The following is a 21,013-nucleotide window of genomic DNA, read 5'->3' on the forward strand; positions in this document are numbered from 1 at the left end:
GTCATAGTAAAATAGTAGGTTTTTAGTGGCGGCAGTCTTGCGCAGGTCATGCGTGTTAAAACGCCGCCCCCGCCATAGCCGCGGGCGGAATTTTAGCGTTTTAATATCATATAGTTGCGGTGAAATCCTGAACCCGCACCGCCCTGCCTCTCGCCCGCGCGGGCGAGAGATCATATCCGCGCGAGGTCCTTGCCCGACGCAGATGAGCGCGCCAACCGCGGCGCAGCGCTAGTGCTCTGCCTCGCCTTGATGTTCGACGGTGAAGAAGAAATCGGGCGGAAGATCGCGCAGGTGAATATCATCGGGGAGCACATTCGGCCCCGCGCCAAACACGTTCGATCCGAACATATGCAGCATCGTCGAGAGCTTTTCGAAGCGGTGCGAACAGAGCTCGCCGTAGAATTTTTCGTAATTCTCCGTCGCGCGCAGTTCCTTGATCTTATCGACGTGACATTTCACCGAATGCTCATGCGCCGCGCGGATCTCGGGATCGGCCATGAGGCGCTCGTACTCGGCGCGCAGCGCGGGGATCATCCGCTGGATCGAGGTTTCCGTCACCGCATTATGGTTCATCCGGAACCAGTAATTCAGCCCCTGATCGCGGTCCACATGGTTCACCCGCCCGCGGTCGCGCTTCACAAGGAAGCTCTCGGCCGAGCGCACGGCGTAATGGTTCAACTGAACCCAGTCATAGCCGTAGGTTTCCAAGGTCGACCGCCAGCCGTTGCGGAACAATTCGCGGGGCATCGGCTGCCCCGATCCGTTGACCCATTTCACGCGGTCCCAAAGATCTGGCACGAGGCCCTTGGGGCGATGAACCCCGATCTTTTTGTAAATATCGATGTTGCGGAACAGTGTTTTGAACCCCCAAGCCTGATGCGGCTTGCGGACGATTTCGGGGGCGCAGGTGGTGAATTGATCGAGAAGAAACGCGTCTTGATATTCATGCACGTTGCAATTGCCAAAAAGCCGCCACGTCAGCGAGATCATATTGGCCTCGCCCATCGCAGAGTAGAGGGCGTTGAGGGTGCCATCACCGATTTTGATATCGATAAACTCGTCCACATCCATGCAAATTGCCCAACCTGCATTTTGCATGATCGGCTCGGCCTCCGAGGCTTGCAAGGCGGCGTGCTGCGGCTTTAACTCGCCGCCCGGCACCCAAGGGTTCACACGGTGCTGCAAGAACCCCTTGTCTTGCAGCATGTCGAGCATCGTATCTGTGCCATCGGTGCAATCATTGGTGTAGACGAGGAAATCCTCCACCCCGATCGCGCGATGATAGGCGAGCCATTCAAGGATGAACGGCCCCTCGTTTTTCATCGTGGTCACGATACAAGTCCGCCCCGCGTTGATCGCCTTTTTGGGCGCGGCCTTGAGTTTGGAGACCGGCGGGCGGATCGGTTTGAAGCCGAAAATATCGGATGCGATCATCAAAAGCGCTGGATCTTCGATGAGCGAGGTTTTGGGCGCAAGCTCTGAGGCCGCGCGCCCCGCAACCCGCACGGCCATCGCGCGAATGAAGGGCACGACAACGCCCAGATCGGGCTTGGCGTAAGCCACACGCACAGGGCGCCAGGTGTTCATCAGCCCTGCCGCCTCGGGCGCACAGCCCCACCGCGCAAAGCCGCGCCGCGCATCGAACTGGCGGCAGATATGATCGCCAAAGCTCTCGCGCTGATCTTTGCGCACGCGCCACGGATAGATGCGCCGGCCCACCAACATCACCACGCCGGATTTCGCCTGTGTGCACAGGTCGAACGCATTGGCCGGGGTCGCTTCCTCGGGAAAGATCTCCCCCGTTGCCTCAAGATGCTGCGCCGCGCGCATTGTCGTGAGAACGGATGGCGGCGTGAGCAAATCCGACACATCCAGCGTCAGGACGGCACGGGCGCGGGCGAGAAACATCCATTTTGCGAGCTCGAAAATGATGCCCGTGCCCAAGGGGCTACGCCATGCATCGGGCGCGGGGGGCGTCATGCGATCTTTTCCGGGGGCGTCGGGGGCGAGGAAGGGATGGTTCTCCGGCCCCATATCCGCTTTGCCAAGCGGCGCATCCGGTTCAACCACGGTGATCTGCATCGGCAGGCCCCAGTCCGCGACGCCCGATTCAAGCTTGGCGTGGAACGCGGCGCGCTCTTGCGGATCGGGGGCGCGGTTCAAAATTAATGCGGCTTGGGCGGCGTGATGTTCGGCGTGGAAGGCCAGCCATTCGAGCACGGTCTCGGCCGGCTCTTCCAGCCGTTGCGCGAAAAGCGTGTTGCGCCCTTGGAACAGATCGACTTGCGGGCGGGTCGGTTGAAACGCGCAAACCGCCTCGGTTTGGGGGGGGGCCGCGTGATCCGATGCCATCAGCAGTTTAACCGGAGCCTCCAGCGGCAACATATCGTATCCCGACACCATCAGGCCGGAGGAAATCTCGCGCAGTTCAGTGATCCGCATCATCCCCAGCGCCGCCGCATCCTCGGGCTGATCCATCGCGATCGCCTCCGCGCGGGTCGGATTGGCGAAAAATAGACGAATTTCGCGGCGCGGCGAGGAAGTCTCGGCGTCCGACGCCAGTGGGCCGCCGAACGGCGCACCACTTGGCCAGACGAGGCATTCGAGCAGCGGGTGATGGGGATGATCCGGCGCATTTTGCGCGAGGCTCCGCGATTGCGCGGGGCCGCTCAAACGACATAGCGTGACCTTGCCAGCGTCCTGCCCCTCAAAGCGCGCCGCCTTGCGACGTTTTGCTTTGTTCTGGCCTCCCCCTTTACTTTGGCCCGCGCCCTTATTTTGGCCTCCCCCATTATTTTGGACTCCCGAAGTCCCGCCATTCGTGCCCGACATCCCAAATCCTTCTAAATCGCATCGCGTCGGCCTGTTTTGCCGATCCGGTCTGGCCTGTTTTGATCGGTGGCCCTGCCTGCACCCCTCAAAAAAGGTGCCTTGCCCAATCCCTAGCATAGCGCGCCCCAACGTCAAAGCGAGCACGGGGCAGGGATGCGCATTCTTAACCAAACTTCGCGCCAAGCGTTCTGGTGATATTTCATGCCCACCCCGCTAACCGCACGATTTTCATTGGAAACGTGACCACGCTTTGGCACAATGCGCCAACAGTGAAAGGTTGAGGCAGTATGGCACGGACACGCGAAGTGGGCACGCTCTGGATCGGGGGCGCGCTCTCCTGGATGGAAATCCTTTGCCTCAAAAGCTTTGTCGATGCGGGGCAAAAGATCACGCTGTTTTCCTATGAAGACATCCCCAACGTGCCCGAAGGGGTGATCCGCCGCGATGGCCGCGAGATTATCGACACCGATAACTTCATGAAATATGAGAAGAAAGACAGCTTCGCGCTGTTTGCTGATCTGTTCCGCCTGCATATGATCAAAGCCTGTCCGGGGATGATCTGGATCGATACGGATGTGTATTGTCACAAGCCGATGACCTATGAGAGCGATTATGTTTTCGGCTTCGAGCTGCCCGACAGCAAGCGCGTCAACAATGCGATCCTCGGGATGCCTGCGGATTGCGCGCTCCTCAAAGCGATGATCGCCTTCACCGATGATCACTACGCCGTCCCCGAATTCATCAAGCCAAAGCTGCAAGAGGAGTACCGTGCCGCCAAGTCACGCGGTGAGCCCGTGCATGTCAGTGCCCAGCCTTGGGGCGTTTGGGGGCCGATGATGGTCACTTATTTTGTGCATAAACTGGGGCTGCTGGATAAGGTGCAGCCGATGGAGGCGTTCTATCCCGTGCCATTTCCGGACCGCACGCGGATGATCCGCAAGGCGGAAAAGGTCGAGGCGTTGTTCACCGAGGCGACAACGGCTGTGCATCTATGGGCGTCGAACAAGCGGGAACTGGGTTTGCGGTTTAACGGGGTGCCGCGCGCGGGGAGCTATCTCGACAAAATCCTCGCCAAGCATGGCATCGCGCCCCTCGACGCGCCGATCAAAAGCCGTGGGCGTTTGGTCTTTGAGGCCGACCCCGCGCAAGATGCGGCGGTGCTGGAACAAACAGGAGTGACCGATATCGGCGTCTTGGCCGATTTGGGCGGCACTGCGCCGCAGCTTGCGATTGCGGCGCATAACCGGTTCGACTGCGATATCGTGCTGATTGATCTGACGCCGGAAGGGGCGTGGCCTGACACCGAATCCGATTGGGTGGCGGGTTACCGCGCACATCTTGCGGCTGCGGGGATAGATGCGTCGCGGGTGAAATATGTCGCACGGGCGCAGGATTTGCGGCCGGTCGATCTATTGCTGAATGTCTCCGGTTTCGGCGATGTGAACAAAGTCAAATACCTAGAGCCGGTTCTGACGGCCGCCCTTCATGCAGATTCGCGGATGGTTTTGGATATTCGCAAAGGCTCGGGCGCGTTTCCCTTCCTGCGCGGGTTTGGCTCGACGGAGATCTTGTCCGAACGCGAGGATGGCGGCGGCGGCAAGATCACGCGTGGCGTGTTCACACCGGCGCCGCCCCCCGAGGAAGACGCGGCTGAGGAGGGCAGCTGGGGGGAGATCGCGCGCGGTCTTGCTGGCGCGGAGGGGTTCTACCGCGCAGGCACGGCGGGCCATTCCTTCTTGTATATGCCGCGCAGTAAAAAGACCCTCGTGGTGACGTTCGACAACCTCGATATCGCCATGAACAAACGCGAAGACCGCCGCCCGTGGGGGTTTTCGTTCATCGAGAAACAGGGCTGGTCGATGCTGGGCGTGTTGGCGGGCGGCTGGACGTGGTACCGCGAGCCATGGGTTGCGCAAGAGTTCGATCGTCTCAGGGATGATGGATTTTTCGATCAATTCGAGAGGGTTGTGTTCTACGGCGCGTCAATGGGGGGCTATGCGGCGGCGGCCTTTTCTGCCGCATGTCCGGGGGCGGATGTGGTGATTATCTCACCGCAATCAACCTTGGATAAAACCATCGTGCCATGGGAGACGCGCTACAAAGTCGCATGGGATCGTGATTTCTCTGGCCCCTACGGCGATGCGGCCGAGGCGAGCCGCACGGCGCGGCGCGTTTCGATTCTCTACGACCCCTACGAGCCCCTCGATTCTGGTCACGTAGCGCGGTTCAACGGCGCGAATGTCGTCAAACTGCGCACGCCGCTTTTGGGGCACCGCCTCGGCTCGTCGCTGCATCAAATGGGGATTTTGACGCCGATTATCTTGGGCGCACTGGACGGCACGTTGACACAGAGCAGCTTCTACCAACGCCTGCGCGCGCGCCGCACCTTCCCGCGCTATCAGCGCGAGCTCTTCAAACGCGCCGTGGATCGTGGCCATTTCAAGCTGGCGAAAGCCTATGGCAAGCAAGTGCTGACACAAGGGGATAATCGCGCGATCCGGCTGGAGTTGGCGAAACTTTAACGGCGCGCCGCAATCAACAGTTGATTTGCATCAAAGTCAGGGCGCGCACGGGCAAGTAGAGATAGACGCGCGGATCCGGTTCTCCCGAACCTTCCCGGCGGTCGTCCCGAGCACCGCTTAGCGACGGGTCCGCGCCCGCGCAGCGATGTCTCCCGCATCAAGCGCCAGACGCCGCAGGCTCCCGACCTGCGGCGTTTTCTCTTCCCCGCCTTCCTACCCCGCAAGGGCGAGAGTGGCCGCCGCCAAAAGCGCATAGCGGGCCACTTTCGCGATACTCACCAGAATGAAAACCGTCGACGCCCGCTCCCGCATCACCCCCGCGATCAAGACCAGCGCATCACCGACGACGGGCATCCAGCTCAGCAACAAGCTCCAACGCCCCCAACGGTCATACCAAGCCTGCGCGGTCTGGGGGATACGGATTTGCGGGCGGCTACGTGCCCAATACCCCACGCCCCAAGTTGTCATCGCCCCTAAAACATTTCCCACGCTGGCGACCACGATCACCATGACCGGCGACGCGCCTTTGATCAGCATCGCGACGACAACCGCCTCCGATCCGGCGGGAAAAATCGTCGCGGCAATGAAGGCCGTGGCCGCAAGGGTCGCATAGGCGAGAAGCATGGGCGTCATCCTGAGGGGCGGCGATGGTAAGGGGCCGCGCGCAAAGACTCAAAAAGCCCTCCGTTGGGGGAGGGCTTTGAAATGCGGGCCGAATGATACGGCCCGCGATCTGTCGGCGCCAAGCTTACTTGGGCCCGATCATCATCACCATCTGGCGGCCTTCGAGCTTCGGCATCGATTCGACCTTACCGGCCTCACCCACGTCGTCTTTCACGCGGTTGAGCAGTTCAAGACCGAGCTGCTGGTGTGCCATTTCGCGACCACGGAAGCGCAGGGTGATCTTCACCTTGTCGCCGCCCTCCAGGAATTTCATCACGGAGCGCATTTTGACTTCGTAGTCATGCACATCCGTACCCGGACGGAATTTGACTTCCTTGATCTCGATGATGTGCTGCTTCTTGCGGGCTTCAGCCTCGCGTTTTTGCTGCTCATACTTGAATTTGCCGAAATCCATGATCTTACAAACGGGCGGAACCGCCGTTGGCGAGATTTCCACTAGATCGAGACCGGCCTCTTCGGCCATGGCCATTGCGCGTGCAGGGGTGACCACACCAACGTTTTCTCCGTCAGCGCCAATGAGACGGATCTCGGGGGAGCGGATACGATCGTTGATACGAGGGCCAGTGTCGCGTTGCGGCGGGGCATTATGGGGTCTGCGGGCTATGGTGGAATTCCTTATATGGCCAAAGAGGCAAGATGGCGCGCAAAATAGAGCGCAAAGCTGCGGCTTTCAACCACAATCGGCATTTACCCCATAAATGCAGGCGATGGGGGCTAAAACCCCGTTAACGGGCCCCGTTTGGGTGGCTTATGGGGGGCTCTTCTGGCGCTTTTCCGGTGGCTAGCTTTTCTTTTAGGTCAATTTCTGACAAAAGGTTTACGTTAAGATTAATCTCCGAACAAAGGGAGTGGGAGATGAAGAAAGTATTAGGTATCGTTGTTGTCGCGATCGTTGCTGCGATTGGCTATTTCATGGCAGGCGGAAAAAACGTGAATGAGGCCGGACAAGCGGCGATGGATGCGGCAACGCAGGCTGCAAGCGAAGCGTCGCAAGCCGCGACAGACGCGGTAGATGCGGCTGACGAGGCGGTCTCCGCAACGGCTGACGCGGCGGGTGAGGCGGCGGCTGACGCGGTTGCAACCGTTGAGGAAACGGTTGACGCAGCGGTTGATGCCACTGTGGAAACCGCAACCGAGGCCACGGACGCTGTGACGCAAACTTCGACAGATGCGGCGGAAGCCGTTGCGGAGGCTGCGGCTGATGCAACGCAAGCTGCTAACGATGCCGCGACCGCTGCCGGCGATGCGGCAACGGATGCCGCTGCGGCGGCTGGCGCGGCTGCGACTGGTGCGGTTGAGGCCGCGACTGCCGCTGCGTCAGAGGCTGCAACCTCGGCCTCTGATGCCGCAACCGCGGCGACTGAGGCCACTGAGGCCGCGGCGGAAGCCACCACCGATGCGGCCGCAGCAGGCACGCAAGCGGCGACGGAGGCGGCCTCGGACGCTGCGAGCGCCGCCGCCAAAGCAACGGATTCGGCTGCCAATGCGGCAGAGTCCGCGGCGCAAGCGGCCTCGGATGCGGCCGCTGCCACGGATATGAGCGCGCTGACGGTTGAGGGCTTCGATGCTACGACCCTCTCGACAATGATCGACACAGCGCCCTTGGGCGACGATGTGAAGTCCACGCTGAAATCCGCCGTCGATTTGGCTGGGCAGAACCCTGCCTTGATCCCATCGGTGATCGCGCAAGTGAAATCCGCGCTAGGGATGTAATCGCCCCTCCGCGCGTTGGAAAGCCGCCCTTCGGGGCGGCTTTTTTCATCTCTGCGCCCTCGCGCGTCATCACGGCCCCATCTTCCGGTTGCCCAAAATATCCCGGGGGGGAGCGTTTGCCTGCAAACGCGCAGGGGGCAGAGCCCCCCTTGCTAAGCACGCCTCCCTGAAGTGGCCTTAGGTTGCAGATCCCTCAAAAGGTCACGCCAAAGCCGCGCAAGGTCACCCCTGCGCGGCTTTCATCGGAAGTGGGCGGCGCCCTTCGCCAGACGCCTTCGCTTTCGTCAACGCCTTCGCTTTCGTCAACGCCTTCGCTTTTGTCAGACGCCTTCGCCGACGAAGGCCTTCTCAACCACGTATTCGCGCGGCTCGGAATTCGCCCCCTCATTAAGGCCGAAGCTCTCCAAAACCGCCATCACATCCTTGTTGAACGCCAGCGACCCACATACCATCGCACGATCCGTTTCCGCGTTCATCGGTTCCAAGCCAAGATCGGCAAACACTTTGCCTGAGGCGAGGTTATCGGTGATCCGGCCCATCGTCGGGAATTCTTCGCGGGTGGTCGAGGGGTAGTATTTCAACTTGCCCGCGACCATCTCACCGATGAGCGGATCGTTTTCCAGATCTTCCACCAATTTGCGGCCATATTCCAACTCTGCCACAGTGCGGCAGGTGTGCATCATGATGACTTCGTCGTATTTCTCATAGGTCTCCGGCTCGCGCATCAGCGAGGCGAAAGGCGCGAAACCTGTGCCCGTGGCAAGGAACCACACGCGCTTGCCCGGCAAAAGGGCGTCATGCACGAGCGTTCCGACGGGTTTGGGGCGCAAGATGATCTCGTCCCCGACTTTGATATGCTGCAATTTCGAGGTCAGCGGGCCGTCCGGCACTTTGATCGAGTAGAACTCCAGTTCTTCGTCCCACGACGGCGAGGCGATGGAGTAGGCACGCAGCAAAGGTTTGCCATTGTCGCCCATCAGGCCGATCATCACGAACTCCCCCGAGCGGAAGCGCAGGGTCTGCGGGCGCGAAACACGGAACGAGAACAAACTGTCCGTCCAATGGGTCACAGCGGTGACGGTTTGCGCGTCCGGCAGGTGTTTGGGGGCGGGAGCTTTGGCTTCTGTCTGTTCCATCTGGCGTCTCTGTACATGGGGCCGTTGCGATAGGGCGCGCGCGGGCGAATTGGGGTCGTGCCGCCTTTCGGACTTGGCGGCGCTTTCATCGCGCCGCAGATCGGGCGCAAGATGTGGCATTTAGCGGCTGGGCCCGTTTTAAGGCGGAACGCGGTTCGCGAAAAGCCGATTTCGCCCGTCTTTGAGCATTGGCCTCGAAGGCGGGGCGCAAGGAGCCGCCCCGCTTGGGCGTCCTGTTAGCCTTGCAGGCGGGCGTGGTAATCAAACGCCTTCCAATCGGCCCGTGCGAGCCATTGGTCTTGCGGCTGACGGGCGGCGAGATCGTCGGAGATTTCTACCTCGTCAAACCCCGAACGGCGCGCCATCGCATATTGGTCCGCGATGACGTGGCCTTTTGCCCGCAAGCGGCCAGTAAAGCCTTCGGCCCGCAAAATGCGCGCCAAGGTAAACCCGCGCCCGTCGGAGAATGCCGGAAATTCGATCCGCACCAACTCCGCGCCTGCCACCAAGGCGGCCAGCGCATCGGGCTTTGTATCGGATGGCAGATCGACGACAGCACCGGTGAAGCTATCGGCGTTAAAGCCTGTATCGGTAACAATCACGCTCATGCGACTTTATCCTTATTCAATTGGGACGCGGGCGCGTCGCCGCGCTCGCCTGTCTGATCTGAAGGGCCGTCGGGCGCCGCAGCGGCATCCCCGACAGGCCCACGCACGGCTTTACCGCCGATGAAATGAATCCCGCATTCTGTCTTCGACGCGCCGCGCCAACGACCTGCGCGCGGGTCTTCCCCTTCGGCGACAGGGCTCGTGCAAGGGGCACATCCGATTGACGGATAGCCCTTCGCAACCAAAGGGTGCTTGGGCAGGCGGTTCTGGATCATATATTCTTGCAGATCCTCGCGCCCCCAATGCGCCAGCGGGTTGATTTTCATCCGTGTCGGGGTTTCCACCTCGAAGAAATCGATATCGGCGCGCGTTTGGCCCTGATACCGCTTGCGGCCCGTGATCCATGCATCGAATTTCGAGAGCGCGTTTTCCAGCGGCACAGTTTTGCGAAGCGCGCAGCAGCTATCGGTGCTGAACTGGTGCAATGTGTTGTCAGGGTCTTCAAACGCGAGTGTTTGCGCGTCCGCGGTGATCACGCGGATGTCGGAAAGCCCGAGCTTTTCCGCGACATCACTTTGATATTGCAGTGTTTCTTCAAACAGCATCAGCGTGTCGATGAACAGGATCGGGGTGCTGGGCGCAATGATCGAGACCATATGCAACAGCACAACCGATTCCGCACCAAAAGACGACACCAGCGCAACATCACCCACGTCGGGGTCTTTCAGCGCGCGCTCCATCACGGCGGTCGCCGCGTGGTGCTTATAGCGCTGATTGAGCCCCTCGACGCGGCCAGCTATGTCGCGATCAAGCGGCATCTTTGGCCTCGCCATAAAGCGCTTCCTTGAACGGTTGCGCGCCAATGCGGCGGTAGGTTTCGATGAACCGCTCCTGATCCGTCTCGCGCTGCGCGAGATAGGTCCGCACGATCCGCTCGATTGCAGGGGTCACCTCGTTATAGGCGAAACCCGGCCCCATCCGCTCGCCAATCGCGGCGGTCTCGGTGGCGTCGCCCCCCAAGGTGATCTGGTAGTTTTCCACGCCTGCGCGGTCCAATCCCAAAATCCCGATATGGCCGACATGGTGATGCCCGCAGGCATTGATGCAGCCGGAAATCTTGATCTGGATTTTCCCGATCTCATGCTCGAGGTCGAGCGCCTTGAAATGCTCTGCCAGTTCTTGCGCAACAGGGATCGAGCGCGCCGTCGCAAGGGCGCAATAATCCATGCCGGGGCAGGCGATGATATCGGACAACAAGCCGACATTCGCCGTCGCGAGACCGGCGCGCAGCAACTCTGCATGAACCTGCGGCAGGTCTGCCTTGGCCACATGCGGCAAGATCACGTTTTGCTCGTGGCTGATGCGCAGCTCGTTATAGCCGTAGCGCTCGGCCAGATCGGCCAGAACGCGCATCTGATCGGCCGAAGCATCGCCCGGCGTCGCGCCGTGCTCTTTGATCGATACGGTGACAATCGCGTGGTTGTCCTTGCTATGCTCGGCCAGCGATTGCTTGGCCCAAGCGCGTAGCAAAGGATCAACCTTGAGGGCGGCGTCAAACGGGGCAGGGTCCGCGTTTTTGAACGCAGGCGCCGTGAAGCAGCTTTCAATCTCCGACAGGAAGCTCGCGTCAATTCCGGTGAAATCGCGCTTTGTGCGGGCAAACTCCTGCTCGACCATATCGCGGAAGGTTTCCAGCCCGTTTTCAAAGACGGTGATCTTGATGCGCGCCTTATATTTGTTGTCGCGGCGGCCAAAGATGTTCCACGCGGCGACGATCGCCTCGAGATAGGGCAACAGATCGGCCTGCGGCACGAAGGGCGCGATTTCCTGGCCAATCATCGGCGTGCGGCCCAAACCGCCGCCCACAAACACGCGGTATCCGATTTCGCCAGCGTCATTTTTCACGATCTGGATGCCGACATCATGCGCGCGGATGACGGCGCGATCCGCCTCTGATCCTGTCACGGCGATCTTGAATTTACGCGGCAGGAACTGGAATTCCGGGTGATCTGTGGACCATTGGCGCAGCAATTCGGCGACCGGGCGCGGATCGGCAATCTCGTCCGCCGCAGCGCCCGAGAAGTGATCGGCCGTTACGTTGCGGATGCAGTTCCCCGAAGTCTGGATTGCGTGCATCTGCACATCCGCCAGCGCAGAGAGAATCACAGGCACATCTTCCAGCTTGGGCCAGTTGAACTGAATATTCTGGCGGGTCGTGAAATGGCCGTAGCCCTTGTCGAACGTCTCCGCGATATAGGCGAGTTGGCGCATTTGCTTGGCCGAAATCGTCCCGTAAGGGATTGCCACGCGCAACATATAGGCGTGCAGTTGCAAGTAGAGGCCATTCATGAGGCGCAGCGGACGGAATTCTTCCTCTGTCAGCGACCCATCGAGGCGGCGCGCAACTTGACCGCTGAATTGGGCAACACGGTTGCGAACGAAAGCCTCATCAAAATCGGAATAGCTATACATTAGTTGGCCTCCTGCTTGCCGTGGAAGTAATTCGACGGGCCTTTGGTGCGGAACACTTCACGGAAATGCACCGGCTCCGGCCCGTTCTCGCCCGCTTTCGCATCGGCAAGATAGGCGCCCACGATCAGGTGCTGGTCTTTTGCCGCACGTGCGAGATGGGCCTCTGCCGCGTCCGCATCCTCAAGCAAAAGCGCCTCCTCATGCGCTCGCGACCACGTCCCATCCGCGCGAAAATAAACGGCATCCCCTTCGCGAAGGGCATTCGCCGTCACGACTTTTGGCTGATAGGCTTTGCTCATGGCGGGCTCCTGACTGGCTCGTGAGTTATTCTGTCTCTATATAGGAAATTATCCCTCTCCAGCGCCATAGCCCCTTGCAGATAAGGACTACTGTTCGTATCCGTCAGTGCGGTAGAACAAGCGTTTCGTTTTTGGAAGGATAAGCGAATGGATGTCCGGCTCGATGATATGGATCGGAAAATTCTTATCCAGCTCCAAGAGGATGCGAGCCAGTCTCTGGACGATATCGCGCGAAAAGTGGGCTCGTCGAAGACGCCGGTTTGGAACCGTATCCGCAAAATGCGCGAGGCGGGGCTGATCGGTCGGCAGACGGTAATTCTGGATGCCGAGAAGCTCGGGCTTGATGCGTGTTTCTTTGTGTTGATCCGCACGGCGGAACATGAAAGCGACTGGCAACAAAAATTCCTCGGCGCGCTCCGTGCGCGCCCTGAAGTGCTGGAGGCGCATCGTCTGGCGGGTGATATCGATTACATCTTGAAGGTCCGCGTTCCCAATGCGCGCGCCTATGATCAGTTCTACCAAGCCCTCATTAAAGAAGTGAAAATTCACAACGTGACAGCACTCCTTTCGATGGAGGAAATCAAAGCGACAACCTTACTGCCGATTTGAGGGCGGGGCCTCGGGCGCCCGTTTCCGGTTGCGCGAAATATCCCGGGGTGACGTCAACGCAGTTGACGAGGGGCAGAGCCCCTTGCCTGACCGCGCCGTATTTGCGCATATACGCGTATGTTTCGCCGCCTAGCCTTCATTTTTGCCTTCGTCGCGGTGGCTCTCGCCAGCGGGTATGGCCTGTGGCACCGCACATTGGCCGAGGGCGTGGCGCAGCTGGCGGCGCGCGGCGAGGCGGATTTGCGGCTCTCGTCAGACCAACTCGCAACCGCGCTGGTGCAATATCGCGAAGTTGCGGTCTTCGCGGCCGATCACCCCTCGGTTGTCGCCCTCGCGCGGGCCTCGGCCGTTGGCGCCTTCCCCGAGCCTGAAACTGCGGGCGCGGTATCGGCGGTTTTGCAGCGCATGGCCGATCAAGCGGGCGCGGCGCAGATGTTTTTGGTGGATGCACAGGGCTATGTGCTGGCGGGACCGATTTTCGGCGGGGGCGCGCGGGACGATGAGGCCAGTGGCGGCCCCGCGATCCCCACGCGTATGGCGACCACGCCCGATCTGACGCGCGCGCGCCAAGGGGCGACGGGCCAGCATCACTTCCTATCGGGCGGCCAACGCTATTTTTCCTTCGCCGCGCCCGTGTTTGCGGCGGGCGGGCCTGTCGTTGCGGCGTTGGTCTTGCGGTTGAAGGCCGACCGCGTCGAAAGCGCATCGCGCGCCGACCCTACGCCCGTCTGGTTTACCGATCCGCAGGGCGTTATCTTTGTCGCGAACCGTTCGGAGATGGTTTTGTCGACGGAAAAACCCATGGAGGTTGATTGGGTGGCGGGACTGGGTTTCGCGCGATCATCAACGGCCTATCTGCCGCCATTGGCGCTCCAGCTTGATCGGGATCTGCCAGTGGTCGGCTTGACGGCGCATACTTTGATCGACGCAGTTCCCGTTTTGCGCGCGGCCCGTGCGCAGGGCTTGGGCGCGGGGGCGGTGATCCTTGCATTTGGCGCAATTCTATTCGGGTTGGGCGAACGCAGGCGGGCTTTGGCGGAGGCGAATGTCGCCTTGGAAAGCCGCGTCGCGGAACGCACGGCCGCGCTTTCAGAGGCGAATGCGCGTCTCCACCGCGCGCAGGCGGATTTGGTGCAGGCGGGTAAATTATCCGCCTTGGGCCAAATGTCGGCGGGGATCAGCCACGAGTTGAACCAACCGCTCATGGCGATCGGGTCTTATGCCGAGAATGCGGAGGTTCTTTTGGAGCGCGGGCGCACGGCTGAGGTTGGCCAGAACCTCGCGCGCATTTCCGATCTCGCGCGCCGGATGGGGCGCATCATCAAGAATTTGCGGGCCTTTGCGCGGCAGGAGGCCGAGCCCGCGACGCGGGTGGGCTTGGCGGCTGTGGTCGAGGCGGCCCTCGAAATCGTCGCGCTGCGGCTCGAGCGGGACGGGGTTCGTATCGTCTGGCAACGCCCCGATTTCGCGGCTGTCGTGATGGGGGGCGAGGTTCGGCTCAGTCAGGTCGTCGTGAACCTTCTTACCAATGCTTGTGATGCGATGGAGGGCCGGGCGGAGCGGTGCATCACGATCCGCATCGCGCGCGTGCGGCCCGACGCGCAAGATGGGCCTGCGCGGATTGCTCTGACACTGCGCGATACGGGGCCGGGTATTGCGGACGCGTCCAAGATTTTTGATCCGTTCTATTCGACCAAGGAAGTTGGGTCGGCGGAAGGCATGGGTCTTGGCCTCTCGATTTCTTACGGGTTGGTGCAGGGGTTCGGGGGAAAACTGCGCGGGGAGAATGTCGCGGGCGGCGCGATGTTCACGGTTGAGCTACAGGCGGCGCCGGATGTGAGCTTTGCATCGCACGTCTCTGACAAGAAAGGATAACGTCTTGAAAGTTCTTTTGGTGGACGATGATCGGGCGGTCCGCGAGGCCTTGTCACAGACGGTTGAACTCGCGGGGCATTCGCCGGTTCCTGTCGGATCATTTATCGAGGCGAAGGATCACATTGCGCCAAATTTTCAGGGCATTATCGTCTCTGATATTCGTATGCCGGGGCGTGACGGGTTCCATCTTTTGGATCATGTGCGCGAGATTGATAGTGATTTGCCGGTCATCTTGCTGACGGGTGAGGGGGATGTGCCATCGGCGGTGCGCGGGATGACGGGTGGTGCATTTGATTTTCTGGAGAAACCTTGTGCCTCTAAAGACCTGCTCGCGGTCATCGAGAAGGCGGTCAAAACCCGCGCGTTGGTTTTGGAAAACCGCGCGCTGCGGCGCGAGATTACCAAGGGCGATGCCGCCTCGCGTTTGCTGATCGGTCAATCGGCGATTGCCGAGAGCTTGCGCGGGGCCGTGCGTTTGGCGGCGAAATCAGGCGCGGAGGTCTTGATTGCGGGCGCGCCCGGCGCGGGGACATCCAAAGTCGCGGAAGTCATCCACTTGATGTCGGCGGCGGCACAGCGCCCGTTTGTCAAACTCGCGGCGGCAGGGCTTACGCCGGAGGCCTTGGAGGCGGGGTTTGCGCGGGCCGACGAGGGCACGCTTTATCTCGATGAGGTGGCGAGCCTACCGGCGCCTGCGCAATTTGCGCTGCTCGAATTGTTGGAAGCCCAGCCGGCAACGCGTTTGATTGCGGGCACTTACGGAGATCTCTCGGCAGAGCGTGACGCGGGGCGCTTCCATGCCGATCTGTATTGGAAGCTGGATGTGATGCGCGTGCGGCTGCCCGCGCTGGCCGAACGGCGCGAGGATATTCCCGCCCTGTTTCGCCATTTCGTGCAGATCGCATGCGAGCAATCGGCCTTGCCGCTGCCTGAAATCCCCAGCGAATTGACGCAACGCCTCATGGCGCAGGACTGGCCGGGAAACGCGCGCGCGCTCATGTCCGAGGCGATGCGCTTTGCGATGGGGCTGGTTGCGGAGGTGGAGCCGCCTGAACAGGGCCTCACCGAACGCATGGCGGCTGTCGAGCGCGGTTTTTTATGCGAGGCTTTGGCGCGGGCGCAGGGCAACGCGACCGAGGCGGCGCAGGCGCTCGGGCTGCCGCGTAAAACATTTTACGACAAGCTCGCGCGGCACAATATCCGCCCCGACGTGTTTCGCGAACTTTAGCGCTGATGGTGCGTATGAGGGATCGACTGTGCGGAATATCGCATATCGGGCGCTAACATCTGTGCGGATTTCCGCACACGCGTATGGGTGTCATTCGCAAATATCGTCACAACTATCTGATAAATAGCATGAAAAATTCATTTGCATGGCACGCTTGCGCATTGCGCATGGCTGGATGACGTTTCCGTCATCGGGATGCGAGAGGAGCATCCCTCAAGGGAGGAAGACGAATGAAACTTTCAAATGCCGTAAAGGCGTTCGCACTTGCATCCACCGCGATGGTCGCAGCAACCGGCGCACAAGCCGCCTGTGACGCGGGCGAGGTCGCGATCAAATTCGCGCATGTGACCAATGCCGATAAGCACCCCAAGGGGATCGCGGCGTCGCTGTTCGCGGAGCGTGTGAACACAGAATTGCAAGGCCGCGCCTGCGTCGAAGTCTACCCGAACTCGACGCTCTATGATGATGATCAGGTGCTTGAGGCAATGCTGCAGGGCGATGTGCAAATGGCCGCGCCGTCCCTCTCGAAATTCGAAACCTTCACCAAGGTTTTCAACATCTTCGATCTTCCCTTCATGTTTAAAAACATGCCTGCCGTGGATGAGTTCCAAAATTCGGAAACCGGTCAGGAAATGAAAAGCGCAATGGAGCGTCGCGGCCTGAAGGGGATGGAATTCTGGCATTCGGGGATGAAGCAATTCTCCGCGAAGAAGCCTTTGGTTCTGCCATCTGACGCGAAGGGTCTGAAGTTCCGCGTGCAGCCGTCTGATGTGCTCGTTGCACAAATGGAAGCACTCGGCGCATCCCCGCAGCCGATGGCGTTCTCGGAAGTGTACGGCGCGTTGCAAACCGGTGTTGTGGACGGGCAGGAAAACACCTGGTCGAACACCTACGGCCAGAAGTTCTTTGAGGTGCAAGACGGCGTGACGGAAACGAACCACGGCGTTCTGGATTACCTCGTCGTGACCTCCGTCGATTGGTGGGACAGCCTCGATCCGGCCCTCGCGACGGATATCGCAAAGATCATGAACGAAGTCACGGTTGAGCGGAACGCGGCCGTGGTCGATGTCGAGATGGCCGCACGTCAATCCATCCTCGATGCGGGCGGCAAGATCGTCGAGCTGACACCGGAGCAACGTCAGGCATGGGTCGATGCGATGATGCCTGTTTGGGATAAGTTCGTCGACGGCGTCGGCCAAGAGAACATCGACGATGCGCAGGCCATTAACGCCAAGCACTAAACCGGTTCAAACCTAACTTCGACGCGCGCGACACCGGTTCGCGCGCGTCTTCTCAAACCATGTCGGGGGATAAAAATGAGCGCGAAATATGCGCCGAAGGGCGCTTTCGGGCAGGCCATCCATACGGCTGAGGAGACGGTGATTGCCGTCATTCTTGGCCTGATGACGGTGCTGACCTTCACCAATGTTGTGCTGCGGTATGTGTTCAACCATTCGATCATTTGGGGTCTGGAGGCAACTCTGGTTCTCTTTGCGTGGCTGGTCATCTTCGGCATTTCTTATGCTGTTAAAGTGACGGCCCATCTGGGCGTGGATGCCGTGATTGGCGCTCTCCCGTCGCGTGGTCAGCGCGTGCTGGCGGTTCTGTCGGCGCTTGCCTGCTTGATATACGCGGTCCTGATGCTCAAAGGCGCCTATGACTACTGGGCGCCCTTCGCAGGGCTGAACCAAACCACGGGCCGTGTTTTCCCGACCGGCATCGATGCGAATACGCGCGATCGCGCCTTCTACATGACCGAACAGATCCCGTTCCCTGCGTTCCTCTCGTTCCTTGAGGATGCGGTGAACCAAGGCGATACCTATGACAAGCTGCCACGGTTTATTCCCTATGTGATGCTGCCCTTCGGCATGGCGCTTTTCTTGCTGCGACTGGTTCAGGCCAGCATCGAGATCTGGCGCGGTGAGCGTTCGGCCTTGATCGTCAGCCACGAAGCCGAGGACGCGATCGACGATGTCCGCCACTTGAACAAAGAGGACTAAGCAATGGATATCGTTATTCTTTTCTTGATGGTCATCGGCCTGATGCTGATCGGTGTGCCGATTGCGGTCTCGCTTGGCCTTTCGTCGATCCTGTTCTTGATTGTCTACTCGGATGCCTCGCTCGCCTCGGTCGCCCAGACCTTTTATCAAGCGATGGAGGGCCATGCCACCCTATTGGCCATCCCGTTCTTCATCCTCGCGTCGACCTTCATGTCGACGGGCGGTGTGGCAAAGCGCATCATCCGGTTTGCCATTGCCTGCGTCGGCCATTTGCCGGGTGGTCTCGCGATTGCCGGTGTCTTTGCTTGCATGCTGTTTGCGGCGCTCTCGGGCTCGTCGCCCGCGACTGTGGTGGCCATCGGCTCCATCGTCATCGCGGCGATGCGGCAAGTGGGCTACTCAAAAGATTTCGCCGCAGGGGTGATCTGCAACGCCGGCACCTTGGGCATCTTGATCCCGCCCTCGATCGTGATGGTGGTCTATGCCTCCGCGACGGATGTGTCGGTCGGCCGGATGTTCCTCGCGGGCGTCATCCCGGGCCTTTTGGCGGGCTTTGCGTTGATGGCGACGATCCTCGTGATCGCGATCTACAAAAAACTGCCAAAGGGTGAATGGGCCGGCTGGGGCGAGATCTGGGAGTCCTTCCGCGATGCGTTCTGGGGCCTGATGCTGATCGTGATCATCATGGTGGGTCTCTACGGGATTCCGGGCATCACGGCGGGCATCTTCACCCCGACCGAGGCTGCCGCGGTTGCTGCTGTCTACGCGTTCTTTGTCGCAAACTTCATCTACCGCGACATGGGGCCGCTGGAAAATGAGGGCAAGCAACTCTCGTTGTGGCAAAAGCCGAAAGCGATCCTGACGGTCTTCTTGCACAAAGATACCAAAACGACGCTGTTCGAGGCAGGTAAGCTGACGATTACGCTGATGTTCATCATCGCAAACGCCTTGATCTTAAAACATGTCCTGACAGACGAGCAAATCCCGCAAAAAGTCGCGGAGGCGATGCTGTCGGCCGGTTTGGGCAAGATCATGTTCTTGGTGATCGTGAACGTCATCCTTCTGATCGGCGGCCAGTTTATGGAACCTTCGGGCCTGATCCTGATCGTAGCACCTATCGTCTTCCCGATTGCGATCAACCTTGGAATCGATCCGATCCATCTGGGCATCATCATGGTGGTGAATATGGAAATCGGGATGATCACGCCGCCGGTGGGGCTCAATCTGTTTGTTACCTCGGGCGTGGCGGGGATGCCTATCCTGCGGGTCGTGCGCGCCGCGCTGCCGTTCCTCGCCGTTCTGTTCGCCTTCCTGATTTTGGTCACCTATGTGCCCTTCATCTCGACATGGCTGCCGACGATGGTCATGGGGCCGGAATTGATCACCAAGTAATCTACGGCGATCTGAAACTTGAAACGGGCGGTCCCAATCGGGCCGCCCGTTTTCATAGCCGCGCTCGGTGTCTCGCGGCGCCGCCTATTCCGGTTGCCCTAAATATCCTGGGGGTGAATTTTTCGCAGAAAAATGAGGGGGCAAAGCCCCCTATATTCCGTGATCCCTGCAGGACCGCAGACGGTGTCAGGCAAACTCATCCACTACGAGATCCGCCGCCCGCGCGTGCGTCAAAAGCAACCGCCCGTTGGGCAGGTCATTTTGCTCGACGCGGCGGGTGATTTCCTCGGGCGCAATTTGCAACTGCTGCCAACGTCGCGTCAGCCTGTCGCGCAGGTCGCTTTCCGCCACATTCAACCGAATGCTCAGATCGAACTCTTGCGCCAATTGCCGCCACGGATCGCGGGCGAGCAGTAGGTAATTGCCCTCCAACAAAATATGACGGACGGTGGCGGGCACAATCGCGGCCCCCGCGCGGCTCAGTTCAAGCTGCCGGTCAAAGACGGGGATGGCGGTCTCGGGTTCGATTGATTTCAGGCGCTTGATCAGCGCCAATAGCCCCGCCACATCGAAGGTATCGGGGGCGCCTTTGGTCTGACGCAGGCCGCGTGCCGTCAGGATATCATCGTCGAAATGAAATCCATCCATCGGCACAACCATCGCCGATCCCGCGCGCCGCGCGTTTAATGCCTGCGCGATCTCGTTCGCCAACCGCGATTTCCCCGATCCCGGCGCACCGACAATCGCGGTGATCGACCGCGGACCGGGAAGGCTTTCGATATGCGAGGCGAGATCGGCACGCGGTACCCGCAATTCGCCAGGCATGGTCGCGCCCGCATCTCCCATCGGGCCATCCGGATCGACCCAGCCTGTCTTATCACCCTCGCGCATCGGTTGGCTCCAATTTGGTGTCTTACTCGTGTTAGCCCATCGCCGCGACATAGCGTTGCAACGCTGCCGCCGGATTGTCCTCGCGCCAGATCTCGTCGCCAAGCGCAAAGAAATCGGTGACATTTGCAAATTGCGCGATCAACGCGGCATCCAAAGCGCCTTCCGCCACAATCGGAACCTCGATCACATCCGACCACCATTCAAACAGGTCGAACTCCGCGCGCTCGCCCGTGAACAAGGGGCTTTCTCCGATCGGACCGATGCAGACGTAATCCGCGCCCGCTTCACCCGCCGACATCCCCTCATGGCGCGATGCGCCGCATGAGGCGCCCACGATCGCATCAGATCCCAATTCCTTGCGGGCATAGCGGATCTGCTTTGCGCCATCCGACAGGTGAACCCCGTCCAGCCCGTGGCGATCCACGAGCAGGAGATGGTTCTCGATCACCAATGCCACATCACGCTCCATCGTCACGGTGCGGCACGCATCGGCCGCGCGACCGATCAAATCCTCGTCCTTGCTGGCCAAGGCCAGACGGACGCAGGCGACTTCGGTCGCGTCCAAGGCCGCGGCGAGGCGTTGGGGGAAGATGTCCAGCTCAAATGCGGGCGGGGTGACGAGGTAGATTTGCGGACGGTCTTCGGCCATGATCGGCTCCTTCTCAGATTTATGTCCATCTACCCTAAGCGAGGCGCGCTTGCCAGAGGTCTTGCACGGCCTTGAAAGCATGGGCGCGCGCCGATACTGGGGA

At 60.3% G+C, this 21,013-nt stretch carries 18 protein-coding genes; 8 read left to right on the top strand and 10 right to left on the bottom strand.

Annotation, left to right across the window (positions count from 1 at the left end; all coding sequences use genetic code 11):
• Positions 1 to 228 precede the first annotated feature (228 nt).
• On the bottom strand, positions 229 to 2,832 hold the full coding sequence (locus SJY32_RS05650) for a glycosyltransferase family 2 protein (RefSeq protein ID WP_376872660.1): 2,604 nt from the start codon (positions 2,830 to 2,832) through the stop codon (positions 229 to 231).
• A 287-nt stretch (positions 2,833 to 3,119) separates the two neighbouring features.
• Here SJY32_RS05650 and SJY32_RS05655 point away from each other — a divergent pair, with 287 nt between their 5' ends.
• Entirely contained in the window at positions 3,120 to 5,354 is a 2,235-nt protein-coding gene (locus SJY32_RS05655) for a hypothetical protein (RefSeq protein ID WP_376872663.1), read from the top strand.
• A gap of 213 nt (positions 5,355 to 5,567) precedes the next feature.
• On the opposite strand, the gene SJY32_RS05660 is transcribed toward SJY32_RS05655, so the two are convergent.
• Entirely contained in the window at positions 5,568 to 5,978 is a 411-nt protein-coding gene (locus tag SJY32_RS05660) for a YqaA family protein (RefSeq protein WP_376872666.1), read from the bottom strand.
• A gap of 124 nt (positions 5,979 to 6,102) precedes the next feature.
• The gene (gene infC, locus SJY32_RS05665) at positions 6,103 to 6,642 is read right to left on the bottom strand and encodes a translation initiation factor IF-3 (RefSeq protein ID WP_376877600.1); all 540 of its coding nucleotides are present in this window, start codon (positions 6,640 to 6,642) and stop codon (positions 6,103 to 6,105) included.
• A 251-nt stretch (positions 6,643 to 6,893) separates the two neighbouring features.
• On the opposite strand from infC, the gene SJY32_RS05670 reads away from it, so the two are divergent.
• Positions 6,894 to 7,751 carry a translation initiation factor 3 gene (locus SJY32_RS05670; RefSeq protein ID WP_376872669.1) on the top strand — a complete coding sequence of 286 codons (858 nt, stop codon included), beginning with the start codon at positions 6,894 to 6,896 and terminating at the stop codon, positions 7,749 to 7,751.
• 320 nt (positions 7,752 to 8,071) lie between these two features.
• Here the strand turns inward: SJY32_RS05670 and SJY32_RS05675 are convergent, their stop codons facing one another.
• The 5 genes from SJY32_RS05675 to SJY32_RS05695 all read right to left on the bottom strand — a co-directional run bounded on the left by SJY32_RS05675 (position 8,072) and on the right by SJY32_RS05695 (position 12,266).
• Positions 8,072 to 8,887: a ferredoxin--NADP reductase gene (locus SJY32_RS05675; RefSeq protein ID WP_376872672.1), complete on the bottom strand. Its 816-nt coding sequence runs from the start codon at positions 8,885 to 8,887 to the stop codon at positions 8,072 to 8,074.
• Positions 8,888 to 9,123: 236 nt separating this feature from the next.
• Positions 9,124 to 9,495 carry a DUF934 domain-containing protein gene (locus SJY32_RS05680; RefSeq protein WP_376872675.1) on the bottom strand — a complete coding sequence of 124 codons (372 nt, stop codon included), beginning with the start codon at positions 9,493 to 9,495 and terminating at the stop codon, positions 9,124 to 9,126.
• A complete protein-coding gene (locus SJY32_RS05685; RefSeq protein ID WP_376872678.1) occupies positions 9,492 to 10,328 on the bottom strand; it encodes a phosphoadenylyl-sulfate reductase in 837 nt (278 codons plus the stop codon). Before SJY32_RS05685 ends, SJY32_RS05680 begins: the two co-directional genes overlap by 4 nt.
• Positions 10,303 to 11,967: a nitrite/sulfite reductase gene (locus tag SJY32_RS05690; RefSeq protein ID WP_376872681.1), complete on the bottom strand. Its 1,665-nt coding sequence runs from the start codon at positions 11,965 to 11,967 to the stop codon at positions 10,303 to 10,305. Before SJY32_RS05690 ends, SJY32_RS05685 begins: the two co-directional genes overlap by 26 nt.
• Entirely contained in the window at positions 11,967 to 12,266 is a 300-nt protein-coding gene (locus tag SJY32_RS05695) for a DUF2849 domain-containing protein (protein ID WP_376872684.1), read from the bottom strand. Before SJY32_RS05695 ends, SJY32_RS05690 begins: the two co-directional genes overlap by 1 nt.
• Positions 12,267 to 12,413: 147 nt before the next feature.
• Between SJY32_RS05695 and SJY32_RS05700 the strand changes: the two genes are divergently transcribed.
• From SJY32_RS05700 to SJY32_RS05725, 6 genes are all read left to right on the top strand, one after another.
• Positions 12,414 to 12,875: an Lrp/AsnC family transcriptional regulator gene (locus SJY32_RS05700; protein ID WP_376872687.1), complete on the top strand. Its 462-nt coding sequence runs from the start codon at positions 12,414 to 12,416 to the stop codon at positions 12,873 to 12,875.
• Positions 12,876 to 12,992: 117 nt separating this feature from the next.
• Positions 12,993 to 14,750 (top strand): sensor histidine kinase, encoded by a 1,758-nt coding sequence (locus SJY32_RS05705; protein ID WP_376872689.1) that lies wholly within the window; start codon positions 12,993 to 12,995, stop codon positions 14,748 to 14,750.
• A gap of 4 nt (positions 14,751 to 14,754) precedes the next feature.
• Positions 14,755 to 15,978, top strand: a complete 1,224-nt coding sequence (locus tag SJY32_RS05710; RefSeq protein WP_376872692.1) for a sigma-54-dependent transcriptional regulator — start codon at positions 14,755 to 14,757, stop codon at positions 15,976 to 15,978.
• 230 nt (positions 15,979 to 16,208) lie between these two features.
• Positions 16,209 to 17,219, top strand: coding sequence for a DctP family TRAP transporter solute-binding subunit (locus tag SJY32_RS05715; protein WP_376872694.1), 1,011 nt, complete (start codon positions 16,209 to 16,211; stop codon positions 17,217 to 17,219).
• Between the two features lie 75 nt (positions 17,220 to 17,294).
• Complete coding sequence (locus tag SJY32_RS05720; RefSeq protein ID WP_376872696.1) at positions 17,295 to 17,978, top strand: TRAP transporter small permease; 684 nt, start codon at positions 17,295 to 17,297, stop codon at positions 17,976 to 17,978.
• 3 nt (positions 17,979 to 17,981) lie between these two features.
• Positions 17,982 to 19,370: a TRAP transporter large permease gene (locus SJY32_RS05725; protein ID WP_376872698.1), complete on the top strand. Its 1,389-nt coding sequence runs from the start codon at positions 17,982 to 17,984 to the stop codon at positions 19,368 to 19,370.
• Between the two features lie 186 nt (positions 19,371 to 19,556).
• Here the strand turns inward: SJY32_RS05725 and SJY32_RS05730 are convergent, their stop codons facing one another.
• Both SJY32_RS05730 and SJY32_RS05735 read right to left on the bottom strand, forming a co-directional pair.
• Positions 19,557 to 20,261 carry a nucleoside/nucleotide kinase family protein gene (locus SJY32_RS05730; RefSeq protein ID WP_376872701.1) on the bottom strand — a complete coding sequence of 235 codons (705 nt, stop codon included), beginning with the start codon at positions 20,259 to 20,261 and terminating at the stop codon, positions 19,557 to 19,559.
• A gap of 31 nt (positions 20,262 to 20,292) precedes the next feature.
• Positions 20,293 to 20,910 carry a thiamine phosphate synthase gene (locus SJY32_RS05735; protein ID WP_376872703.1) on the bottom strand — a complete coding sequence of 206 codons (618 nt, stop codon included), beginning with the start codon at positions 20,908 to 20,910 and terminating at the stop codon, positions 20,293 to 20,295.
• Positions 20,911 to 21,013: the final 103 nt, after the last annotated feature.

This window comes from Albirhodobacter sp. R86504 (assembly GCF_042466415.1).
Taxonomy (GTDB): Bacteria; Pseudomonadota; Alphaproteobacteria; order Rhodobacterales; family Rhodobacteraceae; genus Albirhodobacter.